Source organism: Sabulicella rubraurantiaca, assembly GCF_017355885.1.
GTDB lineage: Bacteria > Pseudomonadota > Alphaproteobacteria > Acetobacterales > Acetobacteraceae > Roseococcus > Roseococcus rubraurantiacus.
In genome coordinates, this window is record NZ_JAFEUU010000007.1 from 27486 (window position 1) to 53371 (window position 25886).

A 25886-nucleotide genomic window follows, 5' to 3' on the forward strand; every position below is an offset into this window, starting at 1 on the left:
GCGCGATCCTGCGCGGCGGGGGTCAGGCCCGCAACCGTTCGGCCTCCGCTGCCACGCCATAGACGCCGCGCTCGCCCGGCAACGGAGTGAGGCGCGCCCCCATGCCCAGCGCGGTTTCCGCCGCGCCGAGATACAGCGCGCCATCCGGCTGCAGTCGGTCCGCCAGCGCATCCAGCACGCGCGCCTTGGTGGGCACGTCGAAATAGATCAGCACGTTGCGGCAGAAGATCACGTCGAAGCGGCCCAGGGCGCGCAGGTCGCCCAGCAGGTTCATCCGCTCGAACCGGCATCGCGCGGCGATCTCCGGCCGGATGCGCCAGCGCGTCTCCTCCTGGGCGAAGCGCTTCACCAGCGTGCGGACCGGCAGGCCGCGCTGCACCTCGAACTGGGTGAAGAGCCCCTTCCGTGCGCGTTCCAGAACCGCGCCGCAGATATCGGTGCCCAGGATCTCGACCCGGCGGGTGGCGAAGCCGGGGTCGGCCTCGCCCAGCTCGCTCGCGAGGATGGAGATGGAATAGGCCTCCTGACCCGTGGAGCAGGCGGCGGACCAGATGCGCAACGCCGTGCCGGGCGGGCGGGCGCGGTGCAGCACGGGCAGCAGGGCACGCAGATGCTCAAAGGGGCGGCCGTCACGGAAGAAGCTGCTTTCGTTCGTAGTGAGGAGTTCCGTCATCTCCTGCGCCAGCGTCTCGCTGCGCGGCGCCGCGAGGCGCAGGGCGAGGGCATCCAGGCTCGGCAGCCCCTCGCGCTTGAGGAGCGGCGCGAGGCGAGTTTCCAGCATGTAGCCCTGATCCGGGTTGATCACGCCGCCGGATCGCTGCTTCACGATGCTGGTGAGGGTGGTGAAGGTCGCGGGCGTCAACGGGCGGCCCCCAGCCGTGCGGCCAGAGCCTCCCCCAGCGCCTCGGGCGTACCTAGTTCGGCAGCCAAGCCAGCGCGGCACACCGCACCGGGCATGCCCCAGACGACGCTCGACGCCTCGTCCTGCGCCCAAACCGTGCCGCCCGACGCCGCCACTGCGCGGCATCCTGCCAGCCCGTCCTGGCCCATGCCGGTCAGGATGACGGCATGCACCCGCCCGCCGCAGCAAGCAGCCAGCGAGCGAAGGGTCGGATCCACGGCTGGACGGCAGAAATTCTCGGGCGGGGCGTCGGAGAGTTCCGTCACGAGATCCGTGCCATGCGCGCGGATCAGCAGGTGGCGGTCGCCGGGCGCGAGCAGCGCCATTCCGGGACGCAGCACCTCGCCGCCCCGCGCCTCCGCGACGTGGGGGCCGCCCAGCGTGTCGAGGTGCTGCGCCAGCATGGCGGTAAAGCGGGGCGGCATGTGCTGCACCAGCACGAGCGGGATGGGCAGGGCGCGCGGCAAGCGGCGCAGCAGCGCCGCCAGCGCCTGCGGCCCGCCGGTGGAGGAGCCGATGCACAGCACGCGCGTGGCCGCTCCAGCGGCGCGGGGGAGAGGGCGCATCGTTGGAGCGGGGCGTATGGCGCCATGCCCCACCTGGGCCCAGCCCTTTACCTTGGCCAGCAGCTCCTCGCGGAATGCCGGGTCGGCCATGCCGCCGCGCGCGGCCATGGGCTTGGGCACGTAGTCCGATGCGCCGGCGCGCAACGCCGCCATGGTCGCCGCCGCGCCGGTCTGGGTGAGGGCAGAGGCAACAATCACGATGGGACGCGGCTCCCGCCGCAGGATCTTCGGCAGCGCCGTCATGCCGTCCATCACCGGCATCTCGAGGTCGAGCAGCACGATTTGCGCGCGCTCGGCGGTCGGGGTCGCTTCCAGCGCGCGCAACGCCTCCTGGCCGTTGGCGACGCGGGCGACGACGCGGATGGCCGGGTCCGACTCCAGCACGCGGGACAAGGCGCCGCGCACGGCTGCGCTATCGTCGCACAGCATCACGCGCAAGGGCGTCATGCGGGGGCGAATCCGACCCGGGCCAGCTTCTCCAGCAGGATCACCTCGTCGAAGGGCTTCATGACGTATTCGTCGGCGCCGGCTTCCAGCCCTTCCAGGATGCGCTGCTGCGCCGCCTCGGTGGTGCACATCACCACGGCCGGCCGGTCCGGCCCGTGCGCGGCACGCAGGGCGCGCAGGAAGCCAAGCCCGTCCAGCACCGGCATGTTGCGGTCCAGCAGGACGAGGTCGGGCAGAGCCTCCTGGCACGCCTGTAGCGCGGCCCCGCCATGCTCTGCCTCGCGCACCGCGAAGCCGTGGCGCTCCAGCATGTGCCGGGCCAGCTTGCAGACCACGGCGCTGTCATCCACCACCAGCACGGTGCCGGTCATGCCATGATCGCCAGCAGGCGCTCCACGTCCAGCAGCACCAGCAAATCCTCGCCCAGGCGGTGCACGCCGAGCGAGACCTGACGCCACGCCTCCTCCAGCGTCGGAGGATTAGGCGCGCGCTCCGCCGCGTCGAGGGACAGCACCTCGCCCACCCCGTCGGCGAGGAGGGAGTAGAGCTCGCCTCCCACCTCGACCACCACGCTCATCGCCGGGGTGTCGGCGCTGCGTGGCGGCAGGCCGAGGCGCGGGCGCAGATCGATGGCGGTGACGATGCGGCCGCGCAGGTTCAGGCTCCCCGCCACCTCGGAGGGTGCAAGGGGGATGCGGGTGATGGATTGCAGGCCCAGCACATCCCGCACGGACAGGACGGGCACGCCGCAGAGCTGGCCGCACACCGTCAAGGTGAGCACCATCTGGGCCGCTTCGTCGGCCGGGGCTGTGATTTCGGCTTCGCGCATCGCTCTCCCCCTCAGCCTGAGACGCCGATCTGGAGGCACTGCCGCAGGCTGCGGATCAGTGCGTCCTTGTCGAACTTCGCCACGTAATCGCTGAATCCGGCCTCGCGCCCGCGCTCCACATCTTCCGGCGCGGACTGGCCGGACAGGGCGATCATCGGCAGTCCGGCCCAGGCGCCGCCCTCGCGCACCGCGCGGGCCAGCCCGTGCCCGTCCAGCCCCGGCATGTTGATGTCGGAGACGATGATGTCGAAGCGCTCCCCGGCGTCGCGCAGCCGCAGCGCCTCGCGCCCATCTGCGACGGCCAGCACCTCGAAGCCGGAAGCGGTGACGGCAGGGATGGCCAGCGAGCGGAAGAAGGCGCTGTCCTCCACCAGCAGGACACGCGGCGGACGCTCCCGGGTGGGGCGGCCAAACCAGTCGGGCTGGGCCTGACGCAGCCAGAAGCCGGTATCGAGGATGTCCGTCACCTTGCCCGCCAGCACCGCGCTGCCCAGGAAGCCCGGACGTTCGCCGGCCGGGTCTATGGAGAGGGTCTCCTCTATCACGTCCAGGATCTCGTCCACCATCAGCCCCATGGCGCGCTCATCATCGCCGAAGACCAAGACGGGTCGGCGCTGACCCGCCCCTCGCGGCTCGACGCCCGGCACGGAGAGCAGCGGCATGAGGCGCCCGCGATACTGGGTGACGCTTCCGTCACCCGCCCGCTCGATGCGCTCGACTGACAGGTCCTCCAGCCGCGCGACGAGGCCGAGCGGCACGGCGCGCGGCGCGCCCGGCCCGGCGCGGAACAGCAGCATCGCGGTGCGCGACCCGGTGCGCGCCGCCGCGCCGGGTGCTGCCCCGGAGGAGGCCGCCTCGATCGCCCCCTCGGCACCCAAGCCGCTGGCGCGGGCGATGCCGCCGGGGTCGAGAATCATGATGACGGAGCCGTCGCCCAGGATGGTGTTGCCGGAGAACATGGTGATGTGCCGCAGGATGGGCGCCACGGGCTTCACCACGATCTCCTCCGTGTCGAAGACGCGGTCCACCACGATGCCGAAAAGCTGCGCACCGACCTGCGTCACCACGACGAAGCCCGTGGCGCCGTCATCCGGCGCGCCCTCCTCCAGCCGCAGCAGGCGCTTCAGCGACACCAGCGGCAGCAGCCGGTCGCGCAGCCGCAGGATTGCGGCATCCTTGATGCGCTCCACGCGTGGGCCGGCGCTATCGCCGACGCGCACCAGTTCCAGCACGCCGGCCTGCGGGATGGCGAAGCGCTCGCCGCCCGCTTCCACGATGAGTGCGGCGGCGATGGCGAGGGTGAGCGGGATCTTGATGGTGAAGATGGTGCCCTTCCCCTCGCGCGAGCGGAGATCCACCAGACCACCGATGCGCTCGATATTGGTCTTCACCACATCCATGCCGACGCCACGCCCGGAGACGGAGGTGACCTCGGCAGCCGTGGAGAAGCCGGCGCGGAAGATGAAGCGGTGGATGTCCCGCTCGCCCATCGCCGCCAGCTCCGCCTCGGTGGCGAGGCCCTGGGCGATCACCTTATGGCGGATGCGTTCGGTGTTGAGGCCGCGCCCGTCATCGCCGATCTCCAGCACGATGTGCCCGCCTTCGTGATAGGCATTCAGCAGGATGCTTCCCGTCTCGCCCTTGCCGGCGGCGCGGCGCTGCTCGGGCGATTCCAGCCCGTGATCGGCGCTATTGCGGACCATGTGGGTCAGCGGGTCCTTGATGAGTTCCAGCACCTGCCGGTCCAGCTCCGTCTCGGCGCCGCGCATCTCCAGCTCGATCCGCTTGCCCAGTTCGTTGGACAGGTCTCGCACGAGGCGGGGCAGCTTGCTCCAGGCATTGCCGATGGGCTGCATGCGCGTCTTCATCACCCCGTCCTGCAGGTCGGAGGTGATCTGCGATAGGCGCTGCAAGGGCACGGTGAAGGACGAATTCTCCTCGACGCGGGCCAGCTGGAGTAGCTGGTTGCGCGTCAGCACCAGCTCGCTCACCAGCACCATCAGGTCTTCCAGCACATCCACCGCGACGCGGATGGATTGCGGCGCGCCGGGCGCGCCCGTCCCTTCGGCCGGAGCAGCCTCGGCAGCGGGCAGTTCCGGCGCGGGCGCAGCGGCGGCGGCCTGGGGGGCGTCCCCGGCGGCCGTCGCCTCCAGCATGGCCTGCAGGGCCGAGTCGTCGCCCTCCGGCTCGCCGCCCGTTGCTTCCAGACCCTCCACGATGGTGCGGATGCGGTCCACGGCGGAAAGGATGGCGGTGATCCCGGCGCTCGACACCGCCAGCGTGCCGTCGCGCCACAGCCCCAGCACGTTCTCCGCCGCATGGGCCACCTTCTCCAGCCGCGACAGGCCGAGGAAGCCGCAGGTTCCCTTGACGGTGTGAACGATGCGGAACACCTCGCTGAGGGTCTGGCGGTCCCCCGGGCTCCGCTCCAGCTGGAGCAGCGCGCCATCCAGGCTTTGCAGCCCCTCGCGGGTTTCGGTGAGGAAATCCACCAGCAGGTCGTCCATGGGGGCCTTTCTTTCGCGCGGGCGGCGTGCGCCTCCGCCCCACCATGCCGGCGGCCGCTTGAAGAAATGGTGAAGCTCAGCCTCCCGGCGCGGAGACGACCAGCGCCGGGATCCCGGCGCTGCCGGGCAGCGAGAAGCTCAGCCGGCGCCCGGCGGCGCGGGCCAGGAGGAACACCCAGGGCGACAGGATGCGCCGCGGCCCTTCCTCCAGCGCCACACCGACATCGCCGCCTGCGGCGAGGCGCAGCGCGGCCTCCGGCCAAGCCGCGCCGCGTCCGGCGGGCAGCAGCGCGAAGCTGTCCGCATCCGTTGCCGTCACCGAAACTTCGCCGCCGCGGGGCAGGGCCTCGGCGCCGAGCAGCGCCGCGCCGGCCAGCAGCCGCGCGCTGCGCGCGTTCAGCCCCGCCGGGGCGCCGCCGAAGCCGAAGCGGACGCGATGCGCAGCGGGGGAGCCGCGCAGCAGCGCCGGCAAATCGTCCCAGCTGGCTTCCTCCATCGCGCCGAACAGGAGGCAGAACAGGTGCAGCCGCCGGCGCATCGCCTCCGCCGCTTCGCAGAGCAGCGCCTGCGCCGCCACGTCGGCGGATTGCGGCATCAGCGCGGTGAGGGTGGAAAGCGGCGAGACGAGGTCGTGGCAGAGCCGCGCCGCGACGGTCTCGCTCAGGCGCTTGTCGAGGGAATCCATGCAGTCTCTCCCCTGGCCGGGACCGGGTTCCAGGGGAACCGTCGCCGGGCCATATTCGGTCATGCCCGCCGAGCCGGGCCGCTCCCCCCTGCCTTAACCGGCAAACCTTGCCGCATCCTTTGCCTGAAGGATTTCCGGAGACGTCATGGATTTCGAGCCTGGGCAGCGCGTCCGCCACAAGGAGCGGCCGGAGTGGGGAATCGGCCAAGTGCAGTCGGCGGTCGGGCCGCGCGTGACGGTAAATTTCGAGAATGCCGGCAAGATCCTCATCAACACCGACCACGCCCCGCTGGAGCTGGTGGAGGAATGAGCGCGGCGCTCGCGGAGCTTCTGGACTGGCGCATGGCGGCGGCCGTGCTGGCCACGGCCATTGCCGGGCTGATGCGCGGCTATTCGGGCTTCGGCACGGCGATTCTGCTTGCGCCGGTCTATTCCTCGCTCTGGGGCACCCGGGCGGGCGTGCCGGTGATGCTGCTGATGGAACTCTTCGTCTCGCTCCAGCTCCTGCCACGCGCTTGGCACGAGGCCGACCGGCGCGTGATCCTGCCCCTCGGCGGCGCCGCCTTCGTCGCCACGCCGCTGGGCGCCGTGATCCTGATCACGGCGGATCCGGAGGGGCTGCGCCGCTTCATCGGCGGCTTCGTGCTCGTCTTCGGCCTGCTGCTGATGACGGGCTGGCGCTACCACGGCTCCCGGCCCCTGCCGCTCAACATCGCGGTGGGAACGGTGGCGGGGCTGCTGAAGGGCGCGACGGGAATGAGCGGGCCGCCCGTGATCCTCTACCTGTTGGCGGGGACGGAGGCGGCGATCCGGCACCGCGCCAACCTGATCGTCTTCTTCGCCATGATCGCCATCATCTCGGTGGTGGGGCCGCTCTGGGGCGGGCTGATGGACATGGCGGTGCTTCTGAAGCTGGCGGTGGTGTTGCCGGTGCTGATGATCTGCGTGCCGCTGGGGGCGCGGCTCTTCCACGTCATCCCGGTGCGCTTCTACAAGCCCTTCGCCATGGGGGCGCTGATGGTCGCGGGTTCCATTGCCCTGTTCTCCTGACGCGTCACGCTTCGAGGAGCGCAGAGTGACCAGGGCGACGGCGAAGCCGCCCTGGCGACGCGGGTAGCCTCGGTTACTCGGCGGCCGTCTGCGGGGCGGTGGCGCCGTGCTTGGCGCCGCGCAACGGCTTCTCATGCGCCATCTCGTTCATCGCCTTCTGCACATGGGCGGAGAAGACGTACTCCGCCGGGCGCTGCTTGGTCAGGTCGATCTCCGGCGCCATCTCGCCCCTCGTGCGCGGGCCGCGAAGCTGTGCGGCGACCGCCTTCCAGGGGCGGGAGATCGCGTCCAGCGCCGCCGTCGCCTCGAAACCGGAATGGACCATGCAGTCGGCGCATTTCTCGTAATTGCCGACGCCGTACTTGTCCCAGTCCGTGGATTCCATCAGCTCCGCGTAGGTCTTGGCGTAGCCCTCGCCCAGCAGGTAGCAGGGGCGCTGCCAGCCGAAAATGTTGCGCGTCGGATTGCCCCAGGGCGTGCAGTTGTAGGACTGGTTGCCGGCCAGGAAGTCCAGGAACAGGGGCGAGTTGCCCATGCGCCACTTCGGCTTGTTCTTGCCGTCGTCGTGGCGGAACACGTCGCGGAACAGTTCCTTGGTCGCCTTGCGGTTCAGGAAGTGCTGCTGGTCCGGCGCGCGTTCATAGGCATAGCCGGGGCTGACCATGATGTTGTCCACGCCCATGGCGGTGACGTCGTCGAAGAAGCGCGCCGTGCGCTCCGCGTCGGCATTGTTGAACAAGGTGCAGTTGATGGCGGTGCGGAAGCCTTTCTCCTTGGCCAGCTTCAGCGCCGCAACGGCGCGGTCATACACGCCTTCCTGGCTCACCGCCCAGTCATGCTGCTTGCGGTCGCCATCCAGGTGGATGTCCCAGATGAAGCGCGGATGCGGCTTGTACTGCTCGATCCGCTTCTCCAGCAGAAGGGCATTGGTGCAGAGGATGACGATCCGCCCCTGCTTCAGCAGCCCCTCGACGATCTGCAGCATTTCCTTGTGCAGCAGCGGCTCGCCGCCCGCGATCGCCACCACGGGGGCGCCGCATTCCTCGGCCGCGCCCAGGCATTCCTCGACGGAGAGGCGCTTGTTCAGGATGGGATCGGGATAGTCGATCTTGCCGCAGCCCGCGCAGGCGAGGTTGCACCGGAACAAGGGTTCCAGCATCAGCACCAGCGGGAAGCGCTTGCGGCCAGCCATGCGCTGGCGGACGACATAGGCCGCCACCTTGGCTTGCTGCGCGAGAGGAATGCCCATTCCGTTGCGTGTCCGTCCTGTTGGCCGCGCCCGTGTCGCGGTTCGGGGGGCATGCCCTAGCACGGCGCGGGTTCCGGCGCACCATCGGGGTTCCACCGGGGCCGCATGGCCGGGGTCCCCTGCGGGCATGGGAGGGACCGGCCGGACGCGGCGGCGAGGCCCCGAGGGGAGATTCACGCGCCAGGCGATTCCGCCCCCTGGCGATCTGCCCTAGTTTCCACGCCATGACCCTCCGCCGCTTCGTCGTCCTCCTGCCGGCCGCCGCGCTGCTGCCGCGCCCGGCCCGCGCCCATGCCCTCGTCATCGGCTCCGAGCCCGCATCCGGCGCGCGGCTGCCGGAAGGGCCCCGCGAGGCGGTGGTGCGCTTCAATTCCCGCATCGACCGTGAGCGGTCGCAGCTTCTCCTGGCGCCCCGGCGGGAAGCGGCGGGCGGCACGGCCGATGAGCAGCGGCTGGACCTCGTTTCTGGCGGGCCGGACACGGAGCTTCGCGCGACGCTGCCCCCCCTGGCGCCCGGCGCGTGGCGGCTGCGCTGGCAGGTGTTGGCGCTGGATGGCCACATCACCCGCGGCGACATTCCTTTCACGGTCGGTGGCTGAGGCCGATGGAACTCTTCCTCGACCTCTACGGCTTCCTATCCGTCGTGCTGAAGGCTGGGGCGCTGGCCTCGCGTTCCGCCCTGGTCGGGGGCGTGCTCACCCTGCTGCTGGTCACCGCGCCGGTGGCGCGGCTCTTGCCGGCCCATCAGGCGGAGGTGGCATCGCGTATCACATTCAGGGCCGTTCGGGTCTCGGGGTGGGCGACGCTGGGCTTCACCGGCCTGTCGCTGGCGCTGGGACTGCTGGCCCTGTCGGGGGCGATGGACCTGCCGATCTCCTCCGCCCTTGGCGCGCAGTTCGTGGTTTCGGGCTTCGCCGTGTTGGGAGCCGCCCTGCTGCTGATGCTGCTGGTGCCGCGTGGCGATTTCGGCGGCGGGCGGGGCTGGGCGCTGCTGGCGCTGTCCTTGCTGCTTTTGGCGGCGGCGGTGGGCGGCTCGCATGCCATGGCGCGGCCGGAAGGGCGGGGCTACCTGGTTCTTTCCACCTACCTGCATCAGCTGGGCGCGGCGCTCTGGCTCGGCGGGCTGCCCGTGCTGCTGCTGGCGCTGCGCGCCGACTGGCCGGCGGCGGTGGCGCAGACCATCGGGCGGCGCTACTCGCGCCAAGCCGCGGTGGGGGTGGGGCTGATCCTTCTGGGGCTGCTCGGCTACTGGCGTGGCTACATCGTCGCGCCGGACGCGCTGTATGGGACGGCCTATGGCGCCATGGCGGCGACCAAGGGCTTCCTCACCTTGTTCCTGCTGGGCCTCGGCCTCGCCAACTGGGTGCTACTGCATCGGCTGAGCCGGGCCGGGGCGCCGGAAGCCTGGCTGCCGCGCCTGCGCCGCTTCGTGGAATGCGAGGTGATTGCCGGCCTCGCCGTCTTCGGCATCGCCGCCTCGCTCACCTCCGTTCCCCCCTCGGTGGATCTGCCCGATGACCGCGCCACCTGGGCGGAGGTCACTGAGCGCTTCACCCCCACCTGGCCGCGGCTGCAAAGCCCCGACCGCCAAGACCTCGGCATCCCCGATTTGCAGGCGCGGCTGGACGCGGAGTGGCGCGAGCGGCAGGAATCCGCCCGCCCGCAGGCCTTCATCCCGGGCGAGGGCTTCCTGCCACCGCGCAATGCCTTCGACATGGCCTGGAGCGAATACAACCACCACATGGCCGGGTTCGTGGTGCTGCTGGTGGGCATCGCGGCGCTGCTGGACCGCAGCGGACGCTTTCCCTGGGCGCGACATTGGCCGTTGCTCTACCTCCTTCTCGCACTGTTCCTGCTGATCCGCTCCGACCCCGAATCCTGGCCGATGGGCGACATCCCGCTGCTGGAATCGCTGCGCGACCCGGAGGTGCTGCAGCACAAGCTGCTGTCGCTGCTGGTGGTCGCCTTCGCTGTCTCCGAATGGATGGTGCGGCTGCGCGGGCGAAGCGGGGCCGCGTCCTACGTCTTCCCCCTGGCCATGGTGGTCGGCGGCTTCCTCCTGCTCACCCACAGCCACGCCATCGGCAACATCAAGGAGGCGCTGCTGGTCGAGCTGTCACACCTGCCCTTGGGCGCGCTTGCGGTGATCGCCGGATGCGCGCGCTGGGTGGAGTTGCGCGGCGGTGCGGTGGCGGCGCGGGCGGATGGGAGCGTGGTCCCGGCGCGCGAGGCGCTATGGGCGGGCTGGGTCTGGCCCGCCTGCATGATCGGGATTTCGATGCTGCTGATTTTCTATCGGGAGGCCTGATGCCTTGGTGGTTCCAGCGGCGAAATATACCGCCTCTGGTCGTTGTCCATTAAGACTTCCCCTTTAGGTTGCATTCCCGATTGGGGGAGCAACCTATGAACTCAAGCGTGAAGCTGTTCCTCGCCGCATGCGGCATCGCCCTTCCGCCCTTGGCTTTGCCGGCGCCGCATGGCGGCGTGCAGGAAGCCAGCGCCGCCGGCAGGATGTGCGAGATGCGGGTGAGCCTGCGAGTGTATTCCGCCCCAGTGACCGAGGGCTATGGTCCCAACGTCGGCAAGGTGGTCCGCCACGAATACTGGGCGACGCTGACCGGGAAGGGGACCGAGGCGCATGGCGGCATGGCCACCATCTCGGTGTCCAACTTCCCGGCCGAGTACAACGGCGCGCAGAACATCACCACGGATTGGCCGGGCCATGGGAGCACGTCACGCATGATCGGCTCCGGCCCGCAGCCACTCAATAACGTGCAGATCACCTACGACTACAACCGCAGCGGCGGCGCGGCGCCAACGGCCCACCTGCACAATTGCTGACATCCGCCAGCCTCCCATTAGGGAGGCTTGCCCGCGCTGCGCACAGCGCGCATCACTCCGCCGCCGCCTCTCGAGGATCGGAACCGGAGACGGCGCGGCCTGAGACGGAAAGGGCAGCCCGGCCTCGTAGGCTGGACCGCCGGCCGGGGCCGTTTCGTGCCGGCGCTGCCGGCGTCCGGCAACCGAGGCATCGCGCAACACGTGTCCAGACGACAGAATGAACTCGAGCCATTTGGCGGCAGGGCCGATCCCGCCGTGTCGCTGGGTGGCGTGGTGGTGGCGCTGGTCGGGCGGTCGGTGCGCTTTCCCTGGACCACGGTGCTGCTGTCGCTGCTCGTCACCGCGGCGGCGCTTTGGCTGCTGGTCACGCGCTTTGCGCTCGATTCCAATGTTACGCGACTCTTCCCGCAGGACCTGCCCTGGCGCCTCGCCGAGCGGCAGATGGAACAGGCCTTTCCGCAGCGGCAGGACCTGATCCTGGTGGTGCTGGACCGAACCACCCCGTCGGAGGCCGACCGCGATGCGGAAGCCCTGGCCGAGGCGTTGCGCGCGCGGCCACAGCTTTTCCGCACCGTGCGCCGGCCCGATGCCGGCGCGTTCTGGCGCCAGCATGGCCTCCTCTTCCTCGAGACGGGAGAGGTGCGCGCCGTCACCGAAAGGCTGGTGGAGGCGCAGCCTTGGTTGGGCACCGTCGCCGCCGATCCCAGCCTGCGCGGCTTCGCCGGGCTCCTGCGCCTGATGGGCGAGGGGATGCAGCGCGGCGAGACACCGCCCGAGCGTGTGCGCCCGATTCTGGAGGCGACGGAGGCAGCCGCGCGCGCCGCGCTGGAGGGCCGCGTCGCGCCGCCCGATTGGCAGGGGCTGATGACCGGCCGCGCCCCAGCGCCGCTGGAACTCCGGCGCCTGATCCTGGTGCAGCCGGCGCTGGATTACGGCCAGCTTTCCTCGGGCGCTGATGCGACGGCGGTGATCCGTGGGGAGGCGGCGCGGCTCGGCATCGGCCCGATCCGCCTCACCGGACCCGTGCCCATGGCGGATGAGGAATTCGCCACCGTGGCCGATGGCGCGGTGGAAAGCACGGTCGTCTCCTTCGTGCTGGTCGGCCTCCTGCTCTGGAAGGCGCTGCGCAGCTTCCGGCTGATCTGGCCGCTGCTGACGCTGGTGGTGCTGGGCCTCATCTGGACCGGCGGCTTCGGCATCCTGGCGGTGGGGCGGTTCAACCCGCTTTCCATCGCCTTCGCGGTGTTGTTCATCGGTATTGGCGTGGATTTTGGCATCCAGTACGCGGTGCAGTACCGGGCGGAGCGTGCGAGGGCGGGCGGCACGTCGGACGCGCTGCGCGCGGCGGCGCGCACGGCCGGGCCCGGCATGACCCTCGCCGCCCTCGCCGTCGCCAGCTCGTTCTTTGCCTTCATGCCCACCGACTACAAGGGCGTGGCGGAACTCGGGCTGATCGCCGGGGTGGGGATGCTGATCGGCTGGTGGCTAGCCATGACGCTGCTGCCCGCCCTCATCCTGCTCGCCCGGCCGCGCGACGAGGCGCGCGAGGTGGGCTATCCCATGCTGGGCCCGGTGGACGAGTTTCTGTCGCGCTATGCCCGCGCCGTGGCTGTGCTGGGCGGGATCGTGGCGCTGGGCTGTATCATCGCCCTGTCCCAGCTCCGGTTCGACACGAATCCGATCAACCTGCGCGATCCCGGCGCGGAATCGGTGGCGACGTGGCGTGACCTGGCGCGCGACAAGGACACCAATCCCAACACGCTGGACGTGCTGACGCCGGGGCCGGAAGCGGCGGCCGCGCTTGCCGCGCGGCTTGGCGCCCTGCGGGAGGTGGCACGCACCACCACCCTGACGGATTTCGTGCCGGCGGATCAGGAAGCGAAGCTCGCACTGATCGAGGATGCTGCGATGCTGCTCGGCCCGACCCTCGTGCCGGGCACCGAGGCGCCGCCGACGGATGCGCAATCCGCCGCGGCGCTGCGCCGTGCCGGTGTGGCGCTGGGCGGCAGCGTGGGAGAGGCGCTGCGGGCCCTCGCCGCCGGGACCGAGGCGCAACGGGCCACCTTCGCCCAGGCCATCCTGCCCGGCCTCGCCGACATACTGGGGAAGGTGCGCGACATGCTGGCCGCCAAGCCGGTAACGCTCGAATCCCTGCCCGAGGATCTGCGCGCTGACTGGCTGACCGCCGATGGCCGCGCCCGCGTCGAGGTCGCGCCGGCCTCGCTGCCGGGCGACGAGACGGAGCAGCTGCGCCGCTTCGCCCGCGCCGTGCAGACCGTGGCGCCCGGCGCGGTCGGCCTCGCCACTTCCTCCCTGGAATCCTCCGCGACGATCGAATGGGCCTTCGTGCAGAGCGGCATCCTGGCGGTCGTGCTGGTGATGGTGCTGCTCTGGCTCGCCCTGCGTTCCGTGCGGCTGTCGCTGCTGGCGGTGGCGCCGCTGGCGCTGGCCGGGTTGCTGACGCTGGCGCATTGCGCGCTGCTCGGGCCGGACCTCAACCTCGCCAACATCATCGCCCTGCCGCTGCTCTTCGGGCAGGGCGTCGCCTACGACATCTACTTCGTCGCGGCCTGGAAACAGGGGCGGCGCGACCTTCTCGCCTCGCCGCTCAACCGGGCGGTGATCTACTCGGCCATCACCAATGCCGCCGCCTTCGGTGCCCTGGCGCTGTCGCCGCATCCGGGCACCGCCTCCATGGGCGTCGTGCTGTCCATGAGCCTCGTCTATTCGCTGCTTTGCGTCATGCTGGTGCTGCCGCCCCTGCTGAAACTCTTCGCCTCCCGCAGCTGAGCGTGCCAACCTGCCTCCCAATCACTTGGGAGGATAAAACGCCAATGTTCCGACGCAGCATCCTGGCCACGGCGCCCGCCCTTCTGGCGGCGCCTGCCCTCGCGCAATCCTGGAACCCCGATCGCCCCATCACCATGATCGTGGCCTTCGCCCCCGGCGGCGGCACCGACGTGGCGGCACGCACCGTGGCGCGCTTCATGGAGAGGGATCTGGGCCAGTCCATCCTGGTGCTGAACCGCGCCGGGGCAGGGGGCGAGGTGGGATGGTCGGAGCTGGCGCGGGCGCGGCCGGACGGGCACACGATCGGCTTCATCAACACCCCCAACCTCGTCACCATTCCCATTGAGCGGCAGGCGCGCTACCGGCTGGAGGATTTCGCGCCGGTCGCCAATGTGGTGGACGATCCGGGCGGGTTCTGGGTGTTGCCGGACAGTCCGTGGCGGAATCTGGCCGACCTCGCCGCCGCCGCGCGCGCCGCATCCGGGACGATCAGCTATGGCACCACGGGCGTCGGCTCGGACGACCACCTGGCGACCCTGGCCTTCGAGCGTCTGACCGGGGTGAAGCTGCTGCATGTCCCCTTCAACGGGGCATCCCAGGTGCGCAACGCCATCCTCGGCCGCACCATCCAGCTTGCGGCGATGAACATGGGCGAGGGGGTGGGCGACTTCCGCAACGGCCTGCTGCGCCCGCTCGGCCAGATGGCCGAAGCACGCTGGGCCAACACCTCGGACGTGCCGACCTTCCGCGAGCAGGGCTTCGACGTGGTGGACGGCTCGCTGCGCGGCCTCGCTGCCCCGGCCGGTACGCCGCCGGCCGTGCTGGAGCGCCTGGCCAATGCGGTGCGCAAGGCGATGGACGACCCGGATTTCAAGCAGGCGGCGACGCAGCAGCAATTGCCGCTGCGCTTCCTGGACCCCGACCAGCACCGCACCGTGCTGATGGCGATGCGCGAAAGCTACACGCGCATGTGGCAGCAGCACCCCTGGCGGGACTGATGCCGCTGCCGCATCGCCCGCGCGCCCGTCCGCTGTCGCGCGCGGGCGCGCCTTGCTTTAAAGCCTCCGAAAAGGAGGATTCGCCATGAAGCGCCGCACCCTGTTCGCCGCCGCCCCCGCCTTGCTCGCCGCCCCGGCGGTCGCGCAGGAGGCTTGGCCCAGCCGCCCGGTCACGCTGATGGTGCCCTGGGCGCCTGGCGGCTCCAACGACATCGTCGCACGGTTGCTTGCTCCGCAATTCGAGCAGCGCGCGGGTCAGCCCTTCGTGGTGGAGAACCGGCCCGGCGGAGGCGGCTCCATCGGCATGGGCATCGCCATGCGGGCGCGGCCGGATGGGCATGCGCTCTTCGTCTCCTCCGCCTCCAACCACGTCTTCCACCCGCTCATCTCGGGCGAGCTGGGCTACGACGTGCGCGAATCCTTCGAGGCGATGGCGATGTGGGTGGACGTGCCCAACGTGATCGCCGTCCATCCCTCGCTCCCCGTGCGCAACGTGCCGGAATTGCTGGAGCACATCCGCCGCACCCGGGGCGGGGTGTCCTTCGGCTCCTCCGGCGTCGGGTCGTCCAACCACCTCGCGGGGGAGCTGCTGCGGCTGCGGACGGGGCTCGACATGACGCATGTGCCGTATCGCGGCGGCGGGCCGGTGCTGTCCGACCTGATCGCGGGCACCATCCCCATGGCCTTCATGAACCTGCCGACCGTCATCCCGCCGGCCGAGAACGGGCGCGTGCGCATCATCGCCGTCTGCACAGCGGAGCGGGTGGGACTGCGCCCGGACCTGCCGACGGTGATGGAGGGCGGCGTGCAGGATTATGCGGTGCGGTCCTGGACCGGGCTCTTCGCGCCCAAGGGCACACCCGCCGCCATCGTGCGCCGCGCAGCCGAGATGTCACGCGAGGCGCTGGAAGCGCCGCAGGTCCAGTCCCGCCTTCGCGACATCGGCAGTGAGTCGATCTGGATGGACCCCGCCGCGACCGACCGCTTCGTGCGCGAGGAATACGAGCGCTGGACGCCCATCGTCCGCGCCGCCGGCATCAAGATCGAGTAGCGCCGGCACCTGTCGTTCGCGCGTTTTCCGGTGCAGGAAGGTGGCATGTCCTCCCGGCGTGCCGCCTTCCTGATCCTGGGTCTCCTCGCGACACTGGTTCTGCTGCTGCTGGCGGCGCGCGTGGTTCCGGCGGGGGCTGCCGGGACGGCGCTGCTGCTCTGCCTCGCCGGAATCGCGCCCTGGGTAGCGCTCAGCCTCGGCCAGTCCCTGCTGGGGCTCGCCATCCTGCTCGGCACGTCGGACCCGCCGGCGCATGTTCTGCCTGCTGCCCGCCACGCGTCCAACGCGCCGCGCCGCTCCCGCACCGCCATCGCCCTGTGCCTGCGCAACGAGGCGACGGAGGAGGTGCTGCCCGCGCTGGGCCGCCTGCTGGACGCGCTTCCGCTTGAAGGCTTCGACGCCTGGCTGCTCTCCGACACGCGCGACCCCGTGCTGCGCGCGGCGGAGGACCGCGCCATCGCCGCCTTCCGCGCCACGCGTCCCGATGCCGCGCGCATCTCCCTGCGCCGGAGGACGGAGGCCACGGGGTTCAAGGCCGGCAACGTCATGTCCTTCCTGGACGCCGAGGGCGAAAGCTACGACTTCGCCCTGGTGCTGGACGCCGATTCGGAAATGAGCGGCGAAGCGGTGCTGCGCCTCGCCGCGATGCTGGAGAGCGACCCGCGTATCGGCCTCGTGCAGCAGCTCATCGTCGGGCGGCCAGTGGCGCAGCCCTTTCCGCGGATCTTCCAGTTCGGCATGCGCGCGGGGATGCGCGCCTGGGCCACGGGGCAGGGGTGGTGGCAGGGGCCGAAGGGGCCCTACTGGGGCCACAACGCGATGTTCCGCGTCAGCGCCTTCCGCGAGCACGCGCGGCTGGAAACCCTGCCCGATGGCTCCGTCCTGCTCAGCCACGACCAGGTGGAAGCGATCCGCCTGCATGAGGCGGGATGGGAGGTCTGGTGCTGGCCGGAGGAGCGCGGCTCCATGGAAGGCAATCCGCCCGCCCTTCCGGAATTCCTGGCGCGGGATGAGCGCTGGGCGGCGGGCAACATGCAGTACCTCGCGTTGCTGCGCAGGCCGGGGCTGGGCTTCATGGCGCGCTGGCAGCTGGCGCAGGCCATCCTGCTGTTCCTTTGCGCCCCGCTCTGGGCGCTGGCCTTCCTGCTGGCGCTGGGCATCGCCGCGACGGGTGGCTTCGACGCGGTGGCGGGGCGCGACCTCATCCTTGTGATGCTGGCCTGGTGGGTCGCGGCCTATTCTCCCAAGCTCGCCGGCTACGCGCAGGTGCTGCTGCGGCGGCGGGAGGCAGAACGCTATGGCGGGCGGGGGCGGTGCCTCCTCGGCGCGCTGGCCGAGATCCTCTTCACCTTCGTCCTCGCCCCCGTCTCGGTGGTGAGCAAGACGCGGTTCCTGCTGGCACTGGCTTTTGGGCGCCGCTCCTCCTGGCTGCCGCAGAACCGGACCGCGCGCGGCGTGGCGTGGAGAGATGCGGCGCGGCTGCTCTGGCCGCAGGAAGTGGCAGGGCTGGTGCTGTTTGCCATCCTGGCCGCGACTGCGCCGCGCCTGCTGCCCTTCGCGGTGGTCTGGGCAGGGGGGCTGCTGCTGGCCATCCCGTTCTGCGTGCTGTCCTCCTCACCCGGTTTCGGGCGGTGGCTCGCGCGGCGCGGAATCGCCGCGACGCCGGAGGAGGTGGCGGGGCGAGCGGCGATCAGCCCGTGAGCGGCGCCACCACGGCGCCCAAGGCGCGGGCGCAATCCTCCGGGGCCGCGGCGATCTGCAGGCCGCGCCGCCCGCCATTGAGCAGGATCTCCGTGTGGTGCGTGGCGCTTCCGTCCAGGAAGGCACGCAGCTTTCGGCGTTGGCCAAAGGGGCTGATGCCGCCCACCACGTAGCCCGTCGCACGCTCGGCCTTCGCCGGGTCGGCCATCTCGGCGCGCTTTGCCCCGGCGGCGGTGGCCAGAGCCTTGAGGTTCAGCCGCGCATCGGAAGGAATGGCGGCGCAGACCATCTCGCCCGTGTCCAGCACGGCGACCAGCGTCTTGAAGACCTGGGCGGGCGGCAAGCCTAGCGCGGAAGCGGCCTGGAGGCCGACCGATTCAGTCGACGGGTCATATTCGTACTCAAGCAGGCGGAAGCGCAGCCCCGCCGCCTCGGCCGCGCGCACCGCGGGCGTCACCTTTCCGGCCATGCACCCTCCTCCGCCCGCAGCCGCGCCGGCTCCAGGCTGGCATAGATGTCGCCGCTATTGGCCGTGGCCGGCAACGCATCCAGCCAGCGACGCAGCGCCGCCACGTCCACGGCTTCGCCGAACTCCCAGCGCAGGCTCTCCCCCAGCGAGGCGTTGAAGCGGCGAAAGCCCAGCGCGGTGAGGCGGGTGAGCGAGGCATGGGCGACGTCGCGCTGGATGGTGGTGAACTCGAAGGACAGAGCGTGCGGGGCCTGCGACAGCCCGGCCAGCGCCTCGGCCTCGTAGCCCTCCACGTCCAGCTTCATGAAATGCGGCATTCCGTGGCGCGCGATCAGGGCGTCCAGCGTCACGCGCGGGACGGCGAGGGCGGCATCCCATTCCTGGCCCTCCCAGCCCGGTGCGCCGGCGGCGGCGGCGATGAAGGCATCGCTGGCCGTGGCGACGGTGGGGTTGGCGCGGTTCAGCCGCAGCACGCCTTCGCCCTCCTCCGCTGCCAGCAGCGCGGCAACGCGCGTGATGCCGTCATCGCCACGGAAGAGGAGGCGCAGCGCGCGTTGCAGCGCGGGCTGCGGCTCCACCGCCACCACGCGCGCGCCCAGACGGCGGAAGCACGAGGCGCGGTCGCCCACATGCGCGCCCAGGTCGAAGGCAAGGTCCCCAGGGCCGAGGAAGCGCGCATAGAAGGCATCGAGAAGGGGCCGCCGCGCCTTGTCGTGATACAGGCGCAGCGAGCGCCCGATCGCGGCGGCCCCAGGCATCACGGGCGGAAGATCAGCGCCGTGCCGCCGGCTGCCTCAGGCGGCACCATCAGCGCGCCGTCGGGCAGCTCGCGCAGCCCCATCCCGCCCAGGAGGCGCCGCACCGAGGCGTTGCCATCCCCCGTCCGCACCGCGAAGCCCGCCAGGAAGGGCAGGTCCGGCGGCACCACGCCCGGCAGCACCGCCACGCCTTCCTCGGGCGAGAGGATGGAGACGCGGCCCTGCCGGAGGCGCATCTGCACCCCGCCGCCCTGGCGCGGCTCCAGCGGCAGGCCGGCGAGGCGCGACAGCCGTGCCGCGCTCTCCATCGGCGCGGCGGAGACGAGGAAGCATTCCTCCAGCGCCACGGCGCCATTGGCGTGGTTCATCCAGCGCTCCTGCCACAGCAATTCGGGCGTCAGGTGGCGGATCAGCTGGACGCGGCCCTCCGGCGCGTCGGGGAAGGGCAGGCGCTCGAACTTCGCCAACCGCCCCTCTGGGTCGTCGCAGGGGCGCTGGAGATGCGCGATGCCGGGGATGTCCAGCCCGGCCGCGCGCAGGCGCTGGAGGTTGCCCTCGGAATCCTCGATGCCCAGCGCCAGGATGTGCATCCCCTCGTAGCGGTCGAGCATGCGGCCCAGCCCGTTATCGGGCAGGCCCGGCTCGAAGATCGCCAGGAACTCCAGGTAGCCCTCGCGAAGGAAGGCGCAGCGATTGCCGGTGGCGAGGGGCACGGGCGGGTTGCCGCCCGATTGCCGTGCCACGGGTGTCAGGGTGAAGCCCAGCCGCTCATAGGCGGCGTGGAGTGGACCAGGGTCGCGCGCGCAGACGCCGACATGGTCGAGGGAAATGGCGCTCATGCGGGATCCTCGAATTTCGGCAGGCGCCATTCCATCGGCTCCGCCATGGCATCACGGTACCATTGGTCCACCAGGGGATGCGCCCGCACCGCGGCGACATAGGCGCGGCTCGTCGCCGAAAGCTCCGGCTCCCAGGTGATGAAGCGGGCGCAGACCGGGGCATAGAAGGCATCGGCCAGGGTGAGATCAGTCCCGAACAGGAAGGGCCCGCCATGCGCGGCGAGGCATTCCGCCCAGAGCGCCTCGATCCGCGCGATGTCGGCGAGGCTCCCCTCGGTGCGGCCGCGCCCGGGGAAATGCCCGCCCAAATTCATCGGCATGGCCATTCGCAGCTCACGGAAGCCCGAATGCATCTCCGCTGCCACGGCGCGTGCCCAGGCGCGGCGCCCGGCATCGGCAGGCCACAGTCCCGGCGCGATCTCGGCGCAATATTCGCCGATGGCGAGCGAATCCCAGATGCGCAGGCCGCGATGCTCCAGGTAAGGCACCATCCCGTTGGGCGAGGCGCCCTTGACCGCGGGGGTGGAGCCGCCGGCGAGGGGGATCACCACCTCCTCCACCTCCAGCCCTGCCATCCGCACGGCGAGCCAGCCGCGCAACGACCAGGAGGAATAGCGGCGCGTCCCCAGGAAAAGGCGGTTTGCGGCCATGGCGTCTCCCTTCCGTCCGAACTCCGCACCTTATGGCAGGGCTCGGCAAGTCTGGCAGCCTGGCTCCATCCGTGATTCGGTGTGCCGCGTGACGCCGTGGGTTCTTCTTCTCGTGCCGCTCTTCCTCGCCGCGCCGGCCCGCGCGCAGGGCGATGCGGAAGCTGCGCGCCGCGCCGCCGAGGCCGCGCGGGAGGCGGCGGCGCGCGAGGCCGACTTGGCCCGCGCGGCCGAGATCCTGGCCGAGCGGCTCGCCGCCGAGCGCACGGCCTCTGCCGCCCGGCTGCAAGCGCTAGAGGCCGAGGTGATAGCGGCGACCGAGCGTGTCGGCGTGTCCGAGGCGGCGGAGGCCGAGGCACGTCAGGATGGTGCCAAGCTGGCGCGGGAGATGGAGCCGCTCCTGCCGCCGCTGCTGCGCCTCGCGGCCGAGCCCGCGCCGCTGCTTCTCGCGGCGCCGCTGCCACCGGGCGATGTCGCTCTCTCCCTCGTAGCGCTGCGCGGCATGCTGGCGGAGGCAGCCTCGCTTTCCGCCCGGCTGCGCGAGGCGGAATCCCGCGCGGCGCGCGAGGCGGCCTCCGGTGCGCGGGAGCGGAGGCGGCTGGAGGAGGCGCGGGGGGCAGCGCGCGACGCCTCCGCCGCGCTGGACCGGCAGATCGAGGCGGCGCGGGCGCAGATCCGGGCGAGCACCGCGGCGGAGCGCGTGGCCCTGGCCCGCGCCGAGAGGGAGATCGCCCGCGCCCGCTCCATCGAAGAGGCGCTGGCCCGCATCGAGCGGCAGCGTGAGGCCGAGGAGCAGCGGCGCGAGCAGGCAGAGGCCCGCGCCCGGCGGGCCGCCCCGCCCCAAGCTGCCCCGCCTCAGGCCACCCCTGCGCCCCCGGCGGCACGCGAGCCGGAACCTGCCCCGGCCAGCGGCGGCGCCCCGGTGGCCGGGACGCTGGTGCGCGGCTTCGCGGCGCCGGGCGATGGCGGGCCCGCGCGCGGCCTGACCTATGCCACGCCCCCCGGCGCCCGGGTGACCTCGCCCTGCGGCGGCCCGGTCGCCTTCGCCGGGCCGTTCCGCTCCTTCGGGCGGCTGGTGATCGTGGATTGCGGGGGCGGGGTGCATCTCGTCCTGGCCGGGATGGACCGGCTGGACGTGGCCATGGGCCGCCGCATCCGCTCCGGCGAGCCGGTGGGGGTGATGGCGCGGGAAGGCCGCCCGACCCTCTATGTTGAGCTGCGCCGGCGGGGCGAGGCGGTGGACCCGCGCCCCTTCCTGCGTGGCGGCTGAAGGGAAATCTCCGAGCTTCACGCTTTGGAAAGAGTGGCCGGCGCGAGGATTCCCCCTACATACGGGATTTCCGCCGTTCCCCCGCCGGTGCGGAGAGGGCTATGATGCGGCATATTTGCCCGGCTTGGCCGGGCTCCGGGGTGAAGGCAGTGCGCATGAAGTCCAAGCTGGGAGTCACCTTCGCGGTCGCCGGGGCATTCGCCGCCGGCATCGTCGTCGGACCCATGGTCGGCGCGGTGGCGCAGGAAGGGAGCCGCGCGGAGACGTATCGCCTCCTCTCCTTGTTCGGCGATGTGTTCGGCCGCGTCCGCGCCGAATATGTCGAGACGGTGCGGGACCGCGAGCTGGTCGAGAACGCGCTGAACGGGATGCTGTCGGGCCTCGACCCGCACTCCTCCTACCTGTCGCCCCGCAACTTCGAGGACATGCGCGTGCAGACGCGCGGCGAGTTCGGCGGGCTCGGCATCGAGGTGACGCAGGAAGGCGGCTATATCCGCGTGATCTCGCCGATCGACGAGACGCCGGCCGCGCGCGCGGGCATCCGCCCCGGCGACATGATCACCCACCTGAACGGCAACACCACACAGGGCCTGACCCTGCAGGAGGCGGTGGAGCAGATGCGCGGCGAGCGCGGCACCTCCATCCGCCTCACCGTGCGCCGCGAGGGCGAGGCGCGGCCGCTGGAACTCGCCATCACCCGCGACGTCATTCGGCCGCAGATCGTGCGCTTCCGCATGGAGGGCAACGACGTCGGCTATATCCGCGTCACCTCCTTCAACGAGCAGACCGAGACGAACCTCCGCCGCGCCGTGCAGGCGCTGCGGAACCAGGCCGGCACCAACCTCCGCTCCATCATCCTCGACCTGCGCAACAATCCGGGCGGGCTGCTGGACCAGGCGGTGCAGGTGACGGACGACCTGCTCGACCAGGGCGAGATCGTTTCCACCCGCGCCCGCCGCAACGAGGATGCGCAACGCTGGAATGCCCGCTCGGGCGACATCACCGGCGGCATCCCGCTGGTGGTGCTGATCAATGGCGGCTCCGCCTCCGCCTCCGAGATCGTCGCGGGCGCGCTGCAGGACCACCGCCGCGCGATCGTGATGGGCACGCGGTCCTTCGGCAAGGGCTCGGTTCAGACTGTGATCCCTCTGGGTGCGGGCAACGGGGCCATCCGCCTGACCACGGCGCGCTACTACACGCCCTCCGGCCGCTCCATCCAGGCGACGGGGATCGAGCCGGACATCGAGGTGAAGTCCTCGCGCCAGGACAACGCGCAGGCCAATGCGCAGCGCGACCGCGACCGCGAGCAGGATCTGCGCCGCGCCCTGCGCAACGAGGGCAACAACGCCGCCCAGGCCGCGCCGCCCCCGCCGCCGCTGAACCTGCCGCAGGCGCTGCTGGATCGCATCCAGCGCCAGCCGCCCGAAGGCTTCCCCGCCCTCGACCCGACCAAGCCGGAGACGGATTTCCAGCTTCAGCAGGCGCTGATCCTGGCCCGCTCCCTGGGGCCTGCCCCGCAGCGTCGCGCCCAGCGCTAATCGCGCCGCATGGGGGGAGGGGGTTCGCCCGGCTGGCGTGCGCTGGCCGGGTTCTGGGGGGTTGTGCTGCTGGCGCTCGCGCTCACGGCCGCGACGCTTGCCTGGCTTGGTCCGCCCCCACCATCGCCAACCCCCGTGGCGGAGGCTGCTTCCGAGGCTGAGGCGGCGCCCCCGCCGGCCCAGCCCGCCCCGCAGCCGGTCCCAACGGCAAGCATCCCGTTAGGTTCGCTGCCGCCGCATGTGGACCCGGCGCTGGTGGAGCCCTCGCCCCATGGTCCGCTGCCGCGCATCGCCCCCGATGGGCGTGCCCCCATGCAGGCCTATGCGCGATCCTTCGACGGAGGGGATCGCCGGCCCCGCGTCGCGCTGATCATCGGCGGGCTGGGCATGAATGCCAGCCTGACCGAGCAGGCCATCGTCGCACTGCCGCAGGACGTGGCCCTGGCCTTCAGCCCTTATTCCCGCTTCGTGGAGCCGCTGATCGACCGCGCCCGCGAGCGCGGCTTCGAGACCTTGCTGGCCCTCCCCATGGAATCCGCCGGCTTCCCGATGCTGAGCGACCCGGGCGACCGCGGCCTGCTGACCGGCCTACCGCTCGGCGAGAACCTGTCGCGCCTCGAATGGCTGCTGGCCCGCTATCCGGGCCACGCCGGGGTGGTGGGGGCGCTCGGGCCGATGCGCGGCGAGCGCTTCGCTGCCATGGCCGAACCCTTCGGCGCGGTGCAGGCGGCGCTGGCCGGCCGTGGCCTCCTGTTCTTCGACGCCCGCCCCGGCGCCGCCGCGCCCACACGCGTCCCGGGGCGCAGCGTCGACATCGTGGTGGACGAACCGGCGACGCGGCCGCAGATCGAGGCGAATCTCGCGGCGCTGGAGCGCCTGGCGCGCGAGCGCGGCGCCGCGCTGGGCTATGTAGGCGATGCCTCGCCTGTCGCGGTTCAGGTGATTGCCAGCTGGGCGGGCGGGCTCGAAAGCCGTGGCCTCGTCCTCGCCCCGCCTTCGGTCCTGATCCGCATCCCTTCGCCTGGAGCCTCGCGATGAGTGCGCTGCCCTACCGCCCCAATGTGGGCGCCCTGCTGTTCAACCGCGCCGGGCAGGTTCTGGTCGCCCGCCGGGCCGACATGCCCAATGCCGAGGGCGCAGCCGGCGGCTGGCAGTTGCCCCAGGGCGGCATGGATGAGGGTGAGGACCCCGCCGTGGCCGTGATGCGCGAGATGGAGGAGGAGATCGGCACCCGCAACGCCGAGATCCTGGCCGAGCACCCGGAATGGCTGCTCTACGACCTGCCGGCGGAGCTGATCGGCGTGGCGCTGGGCGGGCGGTATCGCGGCCAGAAGCAGAAATGGTTCGCGCTGCGCTTCCTCGGCACGGATGACGAGATCCGCCTGGACCTCGACCCGCATCCTGAATTCGACGCCTGGCGCTGGGCCGCCCTGTCGGATCTGCCCGCCCTGGCCGTGCCCTTCAAGCGCGCGATCTACGAGCGGCTGGCCCAGGATTTCGCGCGCTTCGCGGAATAAGTCAGGCGGTGCGGATCAGCCGCACCCGACGCCCCGCCACGCCCAGGGCCAGCTTGCCGGATTTCAGCGCCAGCGCATCCTCACCGAACACCTCGCGGCGCCAGCCGGACAAGCAGCGCAGATCGGGTTCGGATTCCGAGGCCAGGCGCTCCAGATCCTCGGAATCGGCCAGGAGGCGCGGGGCGACGTTGTGCGCCTCGCTTGCCGCTGCCAGCAGCACCTTCAGCAGGGAGACGAGCGCGGGCGAGGCCCCGGCGCCGCGACGGCCTTCCAGCGGGGCAGGCAGCTCCCCCTCGGGCAGGCGCTTGGCGGCGGCGATGGCGGCCAGCAGCCCGGCCCCGGACTTGCCGCGCGCGAAGCCCTCGCTGACGCCGCGGATGCGGGCCAGCTGGTCTGGTGTCTCCGGGGCGCTGGCCGCCACTTCCGCCAGGGATTCGTCCTTCACCAGCCGCCCGCGCGGGATGTCGATTCGCTGCGCCTCCGCCTCGCGCCAGGAGGCGGCGGCGCGCAGCACAGCCAGGAAGCGGCGGTTGTTGGATTTCGGGCGCAGGCGCTCCCAGGCCTCCTCCGGCTCGGTTACGTAACCCTTAGGGTCGAGCAGCGCATCCATCTCCTGCGCGACCCAGTCGAGCCGCCCTTCGGCCAGCAGCTTCTCCCGCAGCTTGCGGTAGACGACGCGCAGATGGATCACGTCGGCCGCGGCATAGGCAATCTGCGCCTCGGAAAGCGGCCGCGCCGACCAGTCGGAGAAGCGGTGCGCCTTGTCGATGGACTGCCCGGCCAGGGAGCGGACGAGGCTGTCATAGCTCGCCTGGTCGCCGAACCCGGCCACCATGGCGGCGATCTGCGTGTCGAAGATGGGGGCGGGGACGGCGCCGAAGCGCAGGAGGAAGATCTCCACATCCTGCCGCGCGGCGTGGAAGACCTTGATCACCGCCGGGTCGGCCAGGAGGTCACCCAGGGGGGCAAGGTCCATGCCCTCGGCCAGGGCGTCCACGACGGCGACTTCCTTCTCCCCGGCCACCTGCACGACGCAGAGCTCGGGGTAGTAGGTCCGTTCGCGCATGAACTCCGTGTCCACAGTCACGAAGGGTTCGGCGCGCAGGCGTTCGCACAGGGCGGCCAGTTCGGCCGCGTCGGTGATGAGGCGGGTCATGTCGGCCTCTTTTGGCAGCAATCCCCGGCCATGCAAGGCCGCACCTTGACAGGCGCGGCCCTGGCCTCCCTATGCGG

Annotated in this window: 25 protein-coding genes; 13 read left to right on the top strand and 12 right to left on the bottom strand. The window is 71.4% G+C overall.

The features are described from left to right. Positions 1-22: 22 nt before the first annotated feature. From JTJ31_RS13805 to JTJ31_RS13830, 6 genes are all read right to left on the bottom strand, one after another. A complete protein-coding gene (locus JTJ31_RS13805; RefSeq protein WP_207539295.1) occupies positions 23-862 on the bottom strand; it encodes a CheR family methyltransferase in 840 nt (279 codons plus the stop codon). Then, a complete protein-coding gene (gene cheB / locus JTJ31_RS13810) occupies positions 859-1914 on the bottom strand; it encodes a chemotaxis-specific protein-glutamate methyltransferase CheB (RefSeq protein WP_236020194.1) in 1056 nt (351 codons plus the stop codon). Before cheB ends, JTJ31_RS13805 begins: the two co-directional genes overlap by 4 nt. Further along, complete coding sequence (locus JTJ31_RS13815) at positions 1911-2285, bottom strand: response regulator (RefSeq protein ID WP_207539297.1); 375 nt, start codon at positions 2283-2285, stop codon at positions 1911-1913. The genes cheB and JTJ31_RS13815 overlap by 4 nt, the downstream gene beginning before the upstream one ends. Continuing rightward, positions 2282-2743 (bottom strand): chemotaxis protein CheW, encoded by a 462-nt coding sequence (locus JTJ31_RS13820; RefSeq protein WP_207539299.1) that lies wholly within the window; start codon positions 2741-2743, stop codon positions 2282-2284. Before JTJ31_RS13820 ends, JTJ31_RS13815 begins: the two co-directional genes overlap by 4 nt. A gap of 11 nt (positions 2744-2754) precedes the next feature. After that, positions 2755-5250, bottom strand: coding sequence for a hybrid sensor histidine kinase/response regulator (locus JTJ31_RS13825; protein WP_207539302.1), 2496 nt, complete (start codon positions 5248-5250; stop codon positions 2755-2757). 76 nt (positions 5251-5326) lie between these two features. After that, a complete protein-coding gene (locus JTJ31_RS13830; protein WP_207539304.1) occupies positions 5327-5935 on the bottom strand; it encodes a histidine phosphotransferase family protein in 609 nt (202 codons plus the stop codon). 145 nt (positions 5936-6080) lie between these two features. Here JTJ31_RS13830 and JTJ31_RS13835 point away from each other — a divergent pair, with 145 nt between their 5' ends. Further along, positions 6081-6245 (top strand): DUF3553 domain-containing protein, encoded by a 165-nt coding sequence (locus tag JTJ31_RS13835; RefSeq protein WP_207539305.1) that lies wholly within the window; start codon positions 6081-6083, stop codon positions 6243-6245. After that, positions 6242-6985, top strand: coding sequence for a sulfite exporter TauE/SafE family protein (locus JTJ31_RS13840; RefSeq protein ID WP_207539307.1), 744 nt, complete (start codon positions 6242-6244; stop codon positions 6983-6985). Before JTJ31_RS13835 ends, JTJ31_RS13840 begins: the two co-directional genes overlap by 4 nt. 73 nt (positions 6986-7058) lie before the next feature. Here the strand turns inward: JTJ31_RS13840 and hpnH are convergent, their stop codons facing one another. Then, complete coding sequence (gene hpnH, locus JTJ31_RS13845) at positions 7059-8234, bottom strand: adenosyl-hopene transferase HpnH (RefSeq protein ID WP_207539309.1); 1176 nt, start codon at positions 8232-8234, stop codon at positions 7059-7061. A gap of 224 nt (positions 8235-8458) precedes the next feature. Here hpnH and JTJ31_RS13850 point away from each other — a divergent pair, with 224 nt between their 5' ends. The 7 genes from JTJ31_RS13850 to mdoH all read left to right on the top strand — a co-directional run bounded on the left by JTJ31_RS13850 (position 8459) and on the right by mdoH (position 17615). Then, positions 8459-8833 (top strand): copper resistance CopC family protein, encoded by a 375-nt coding sequence (locus tag JTJ31_RS13850; RefSeq protein ID WP_207539310.1) that lies wholly within the window; start codon positions 8459-8461, stop codon positions 8831-8833. A 5-nt stretch (positions 8834-8838) separates the two neighbouring features. Next, positions 8839-10542 (top strand): CopD family protein, encoded by a 1704-nt coding sequence (locus JTJ31_RS13855; RefSeq protein WP_207539311.1) that lies wholly within the window; start codon positions 8839-8841, stop codon positions 10540-10542. A gap of 95 nt (positions 10543-10637) precedes the next feature. Beyond that, positions 10638-11075, top strand: coding sequence for a hypothetical protein (locus tag JTJ31_RS13860; protein ID WP_207539312.1), 438 nt, complete (start codon positions 10638-10640; stop codon positions 11073-11075). A gap of 201 nt (positions 11076-11276) precedes the next feature. Beyond that, on the top strand, positions 11277-13865 hold the full coding sequence (locus tag JTJ31_RS13865; protein WP_207539313.1) for an MMPL family transporter: 2589 nt from the start codon (positions 11277-11279) through the stop codon (positions 13863-13865). A 44-nt stretch (positions 13866-13909) separates the two neighbouring features. Further along, the gene (locus JTJ31_RS13870) at positions 13910-14863 is read left to right on the top strand and encodes a tripartite tricarboxylate transporter substrate binding protein (protein WP_207539314.1); all 954 of its coding nucleotides are present in this window, start codon (positions 13910-13912) and stop codon (positions 14861-14863) included. A gap of 85 nt (positions 14864-14948) precedes the next feature. Continuing rightward, positions 14949-15914 (top strand): Bug family tripartite tricarboxylate transporter substrate binding protein, encoded by a 966-nt coding sequence (locus JTJ31_RS13875; RefSeq protein ID WP_207539315.1) that lies wholly within the window; start codon positions 14949-14951, stop codon positions 15912-15914. A gap of 45 nt (positions 15915-15959) precedes the next feature. Next, complete coding sequence (gene mdoH / locus JTJ31_RS13880) at positions 15960-17615, top strand: glucans biosynthesis glucosyltransferase MdoH (protein WP_207539316.1); 1656 nt, start codon at positions 15960-15962, stop codon at positions 17613-17615. Here the strand turns inward: mdoH and ybaK are convergent. From ybaK to JTJ31_RS13900, 4 genes are read right to left on the bottom strand one after another with little or no spacing between them, the layout of a single operon-like run. After that, on the bottom strand, positions 17605-18084 hold the full coding sequence (gene ybaK / locus JTJ31_RS13885; RefSeq protein WP_207539317.1) for a Cys-tRNA(Pro) deacylase: 480 nt from the start codon (positions 18082-18084) through the stop codon (positions 17605-17607). The genes mdoH and ybaK overlap by 11 nt on opposite strands. Next, positions 18069-18842 carry an FkbM family methyltransferase gene (locus JTJ31_RS13890; protein ID WP_207539481.1) on the bottom strand — a complete coding sequence of 258 codons (774 nt, stop codon included), beginning with the start codon at positions 18840-18842 and terminating at the stop codon, positions 18069-18071. Before JTJ31_RS13890 ends, ybaK begins: the two co-directional genes overlap by 16 nt. Next, positions 18842-19681, bottom strand: a complete 840-nt coding sequence (locus tag JTJ31_RS13895; RefSeq protein ID WP_207539318.1) for a VOC family protein — start codon at positions 19679-19681, stop codon at positions 18842-18844. Before JTJ31_RS13895 ends, JTJ31_RS13890 begins: the two co-directional genes overlap by 1 nt. After that, the gene (locus JTJ31_RS13900; protein ID WP_207539319.1) at positions 19678-20331 is read right to left on the bottom strand and encodes a glutathione S-transferase; all 654 of its coding nucleotides are present in this window, start codon (positions 20329-20331) and stop codon (positions 19678-19680) included. The genes JTJ31_RS13895 and JTJ31_RS13900 overlap by 4 nt, the downstream gene beginning before the upstream one ends. A gap of 88 nt (positions 20332-20419) precedes the next feature. Between JTJ31_RS13900 and JTJ31_RS13905 the strand changes: the two genes are divergently transcribed. The 4 genes from JTJ31_RS13905 to JTJ31_RS13920 all read left to right on the top strand — a co-directional run bounded on the left by JTJ31_RS13905 (position 20420) and on the right by JTJ31_RS13920 (position 24653). Then, positions 20420-21598 (top strand): murein hydrolase activator EnvC family protein, encoded by a 1179-nt coding sequence (locus JTJ31_RS13905; protein WP_207539320.1) that lies wholly within the window; start codon positions 20420-20422, stop codon positions 21596-21598. A 155-nt stretch (positions 21599-21753) separates the two neighbouring features. Further along, positions 21754-23136, top strand: coding sequence for a S41 family peptidase (locus JTJ31_RS13910; RefSeq protein ID WP_207539321.1), 1383 nt, complete (start codon positions 21754-21756; stop codon positions 23134-23136). A gap of 9 nt (positions 23137-23145) precedes the next feature. Continuing rightward, positions 23146-24174: a divergent polysaccharide deacetylase family protein gene (locus JTJ31_RS13915; protein WP_207539322.1), complete on the top strand. Its 1029-nt coding sequence runs from the start codon at positions 23146-23148 to the stop codon at positions 24172-24174. Next, positions 24171-24653, top strand: a complete 483-nt coding sequence (locus JTJ31_RS13920) for an RNA pyrophosphohydrolase (RefSeq protein ID WP_207539323.1) — start codon at positions 24171-24173, stop codon at positions 24651-24653. Before JTJ31_RS13915 ends, JTJ31_RS13920 begins: the two co-directional genes overlap by 4 nt. Position 24654: 1 nt before the next feature. Here JTJ31_RS13920 and rnd read toward each other — a convergent pair whose 3' ends face one another. After that, the gene (gene rnd / locus JTJ31_RS13925; protein WP_207539324.1) at positions 24655-25809 is read right to left on the bottom strand and encodes a ribonuclease D; all 1155 of its coding nucleotides are present in this window, start codon (positions 25807-25809) and stop codon (positions 24655-24657) included. Between the last annotated feature and the right edge of the window lie 77 nt (positions 25810-25886).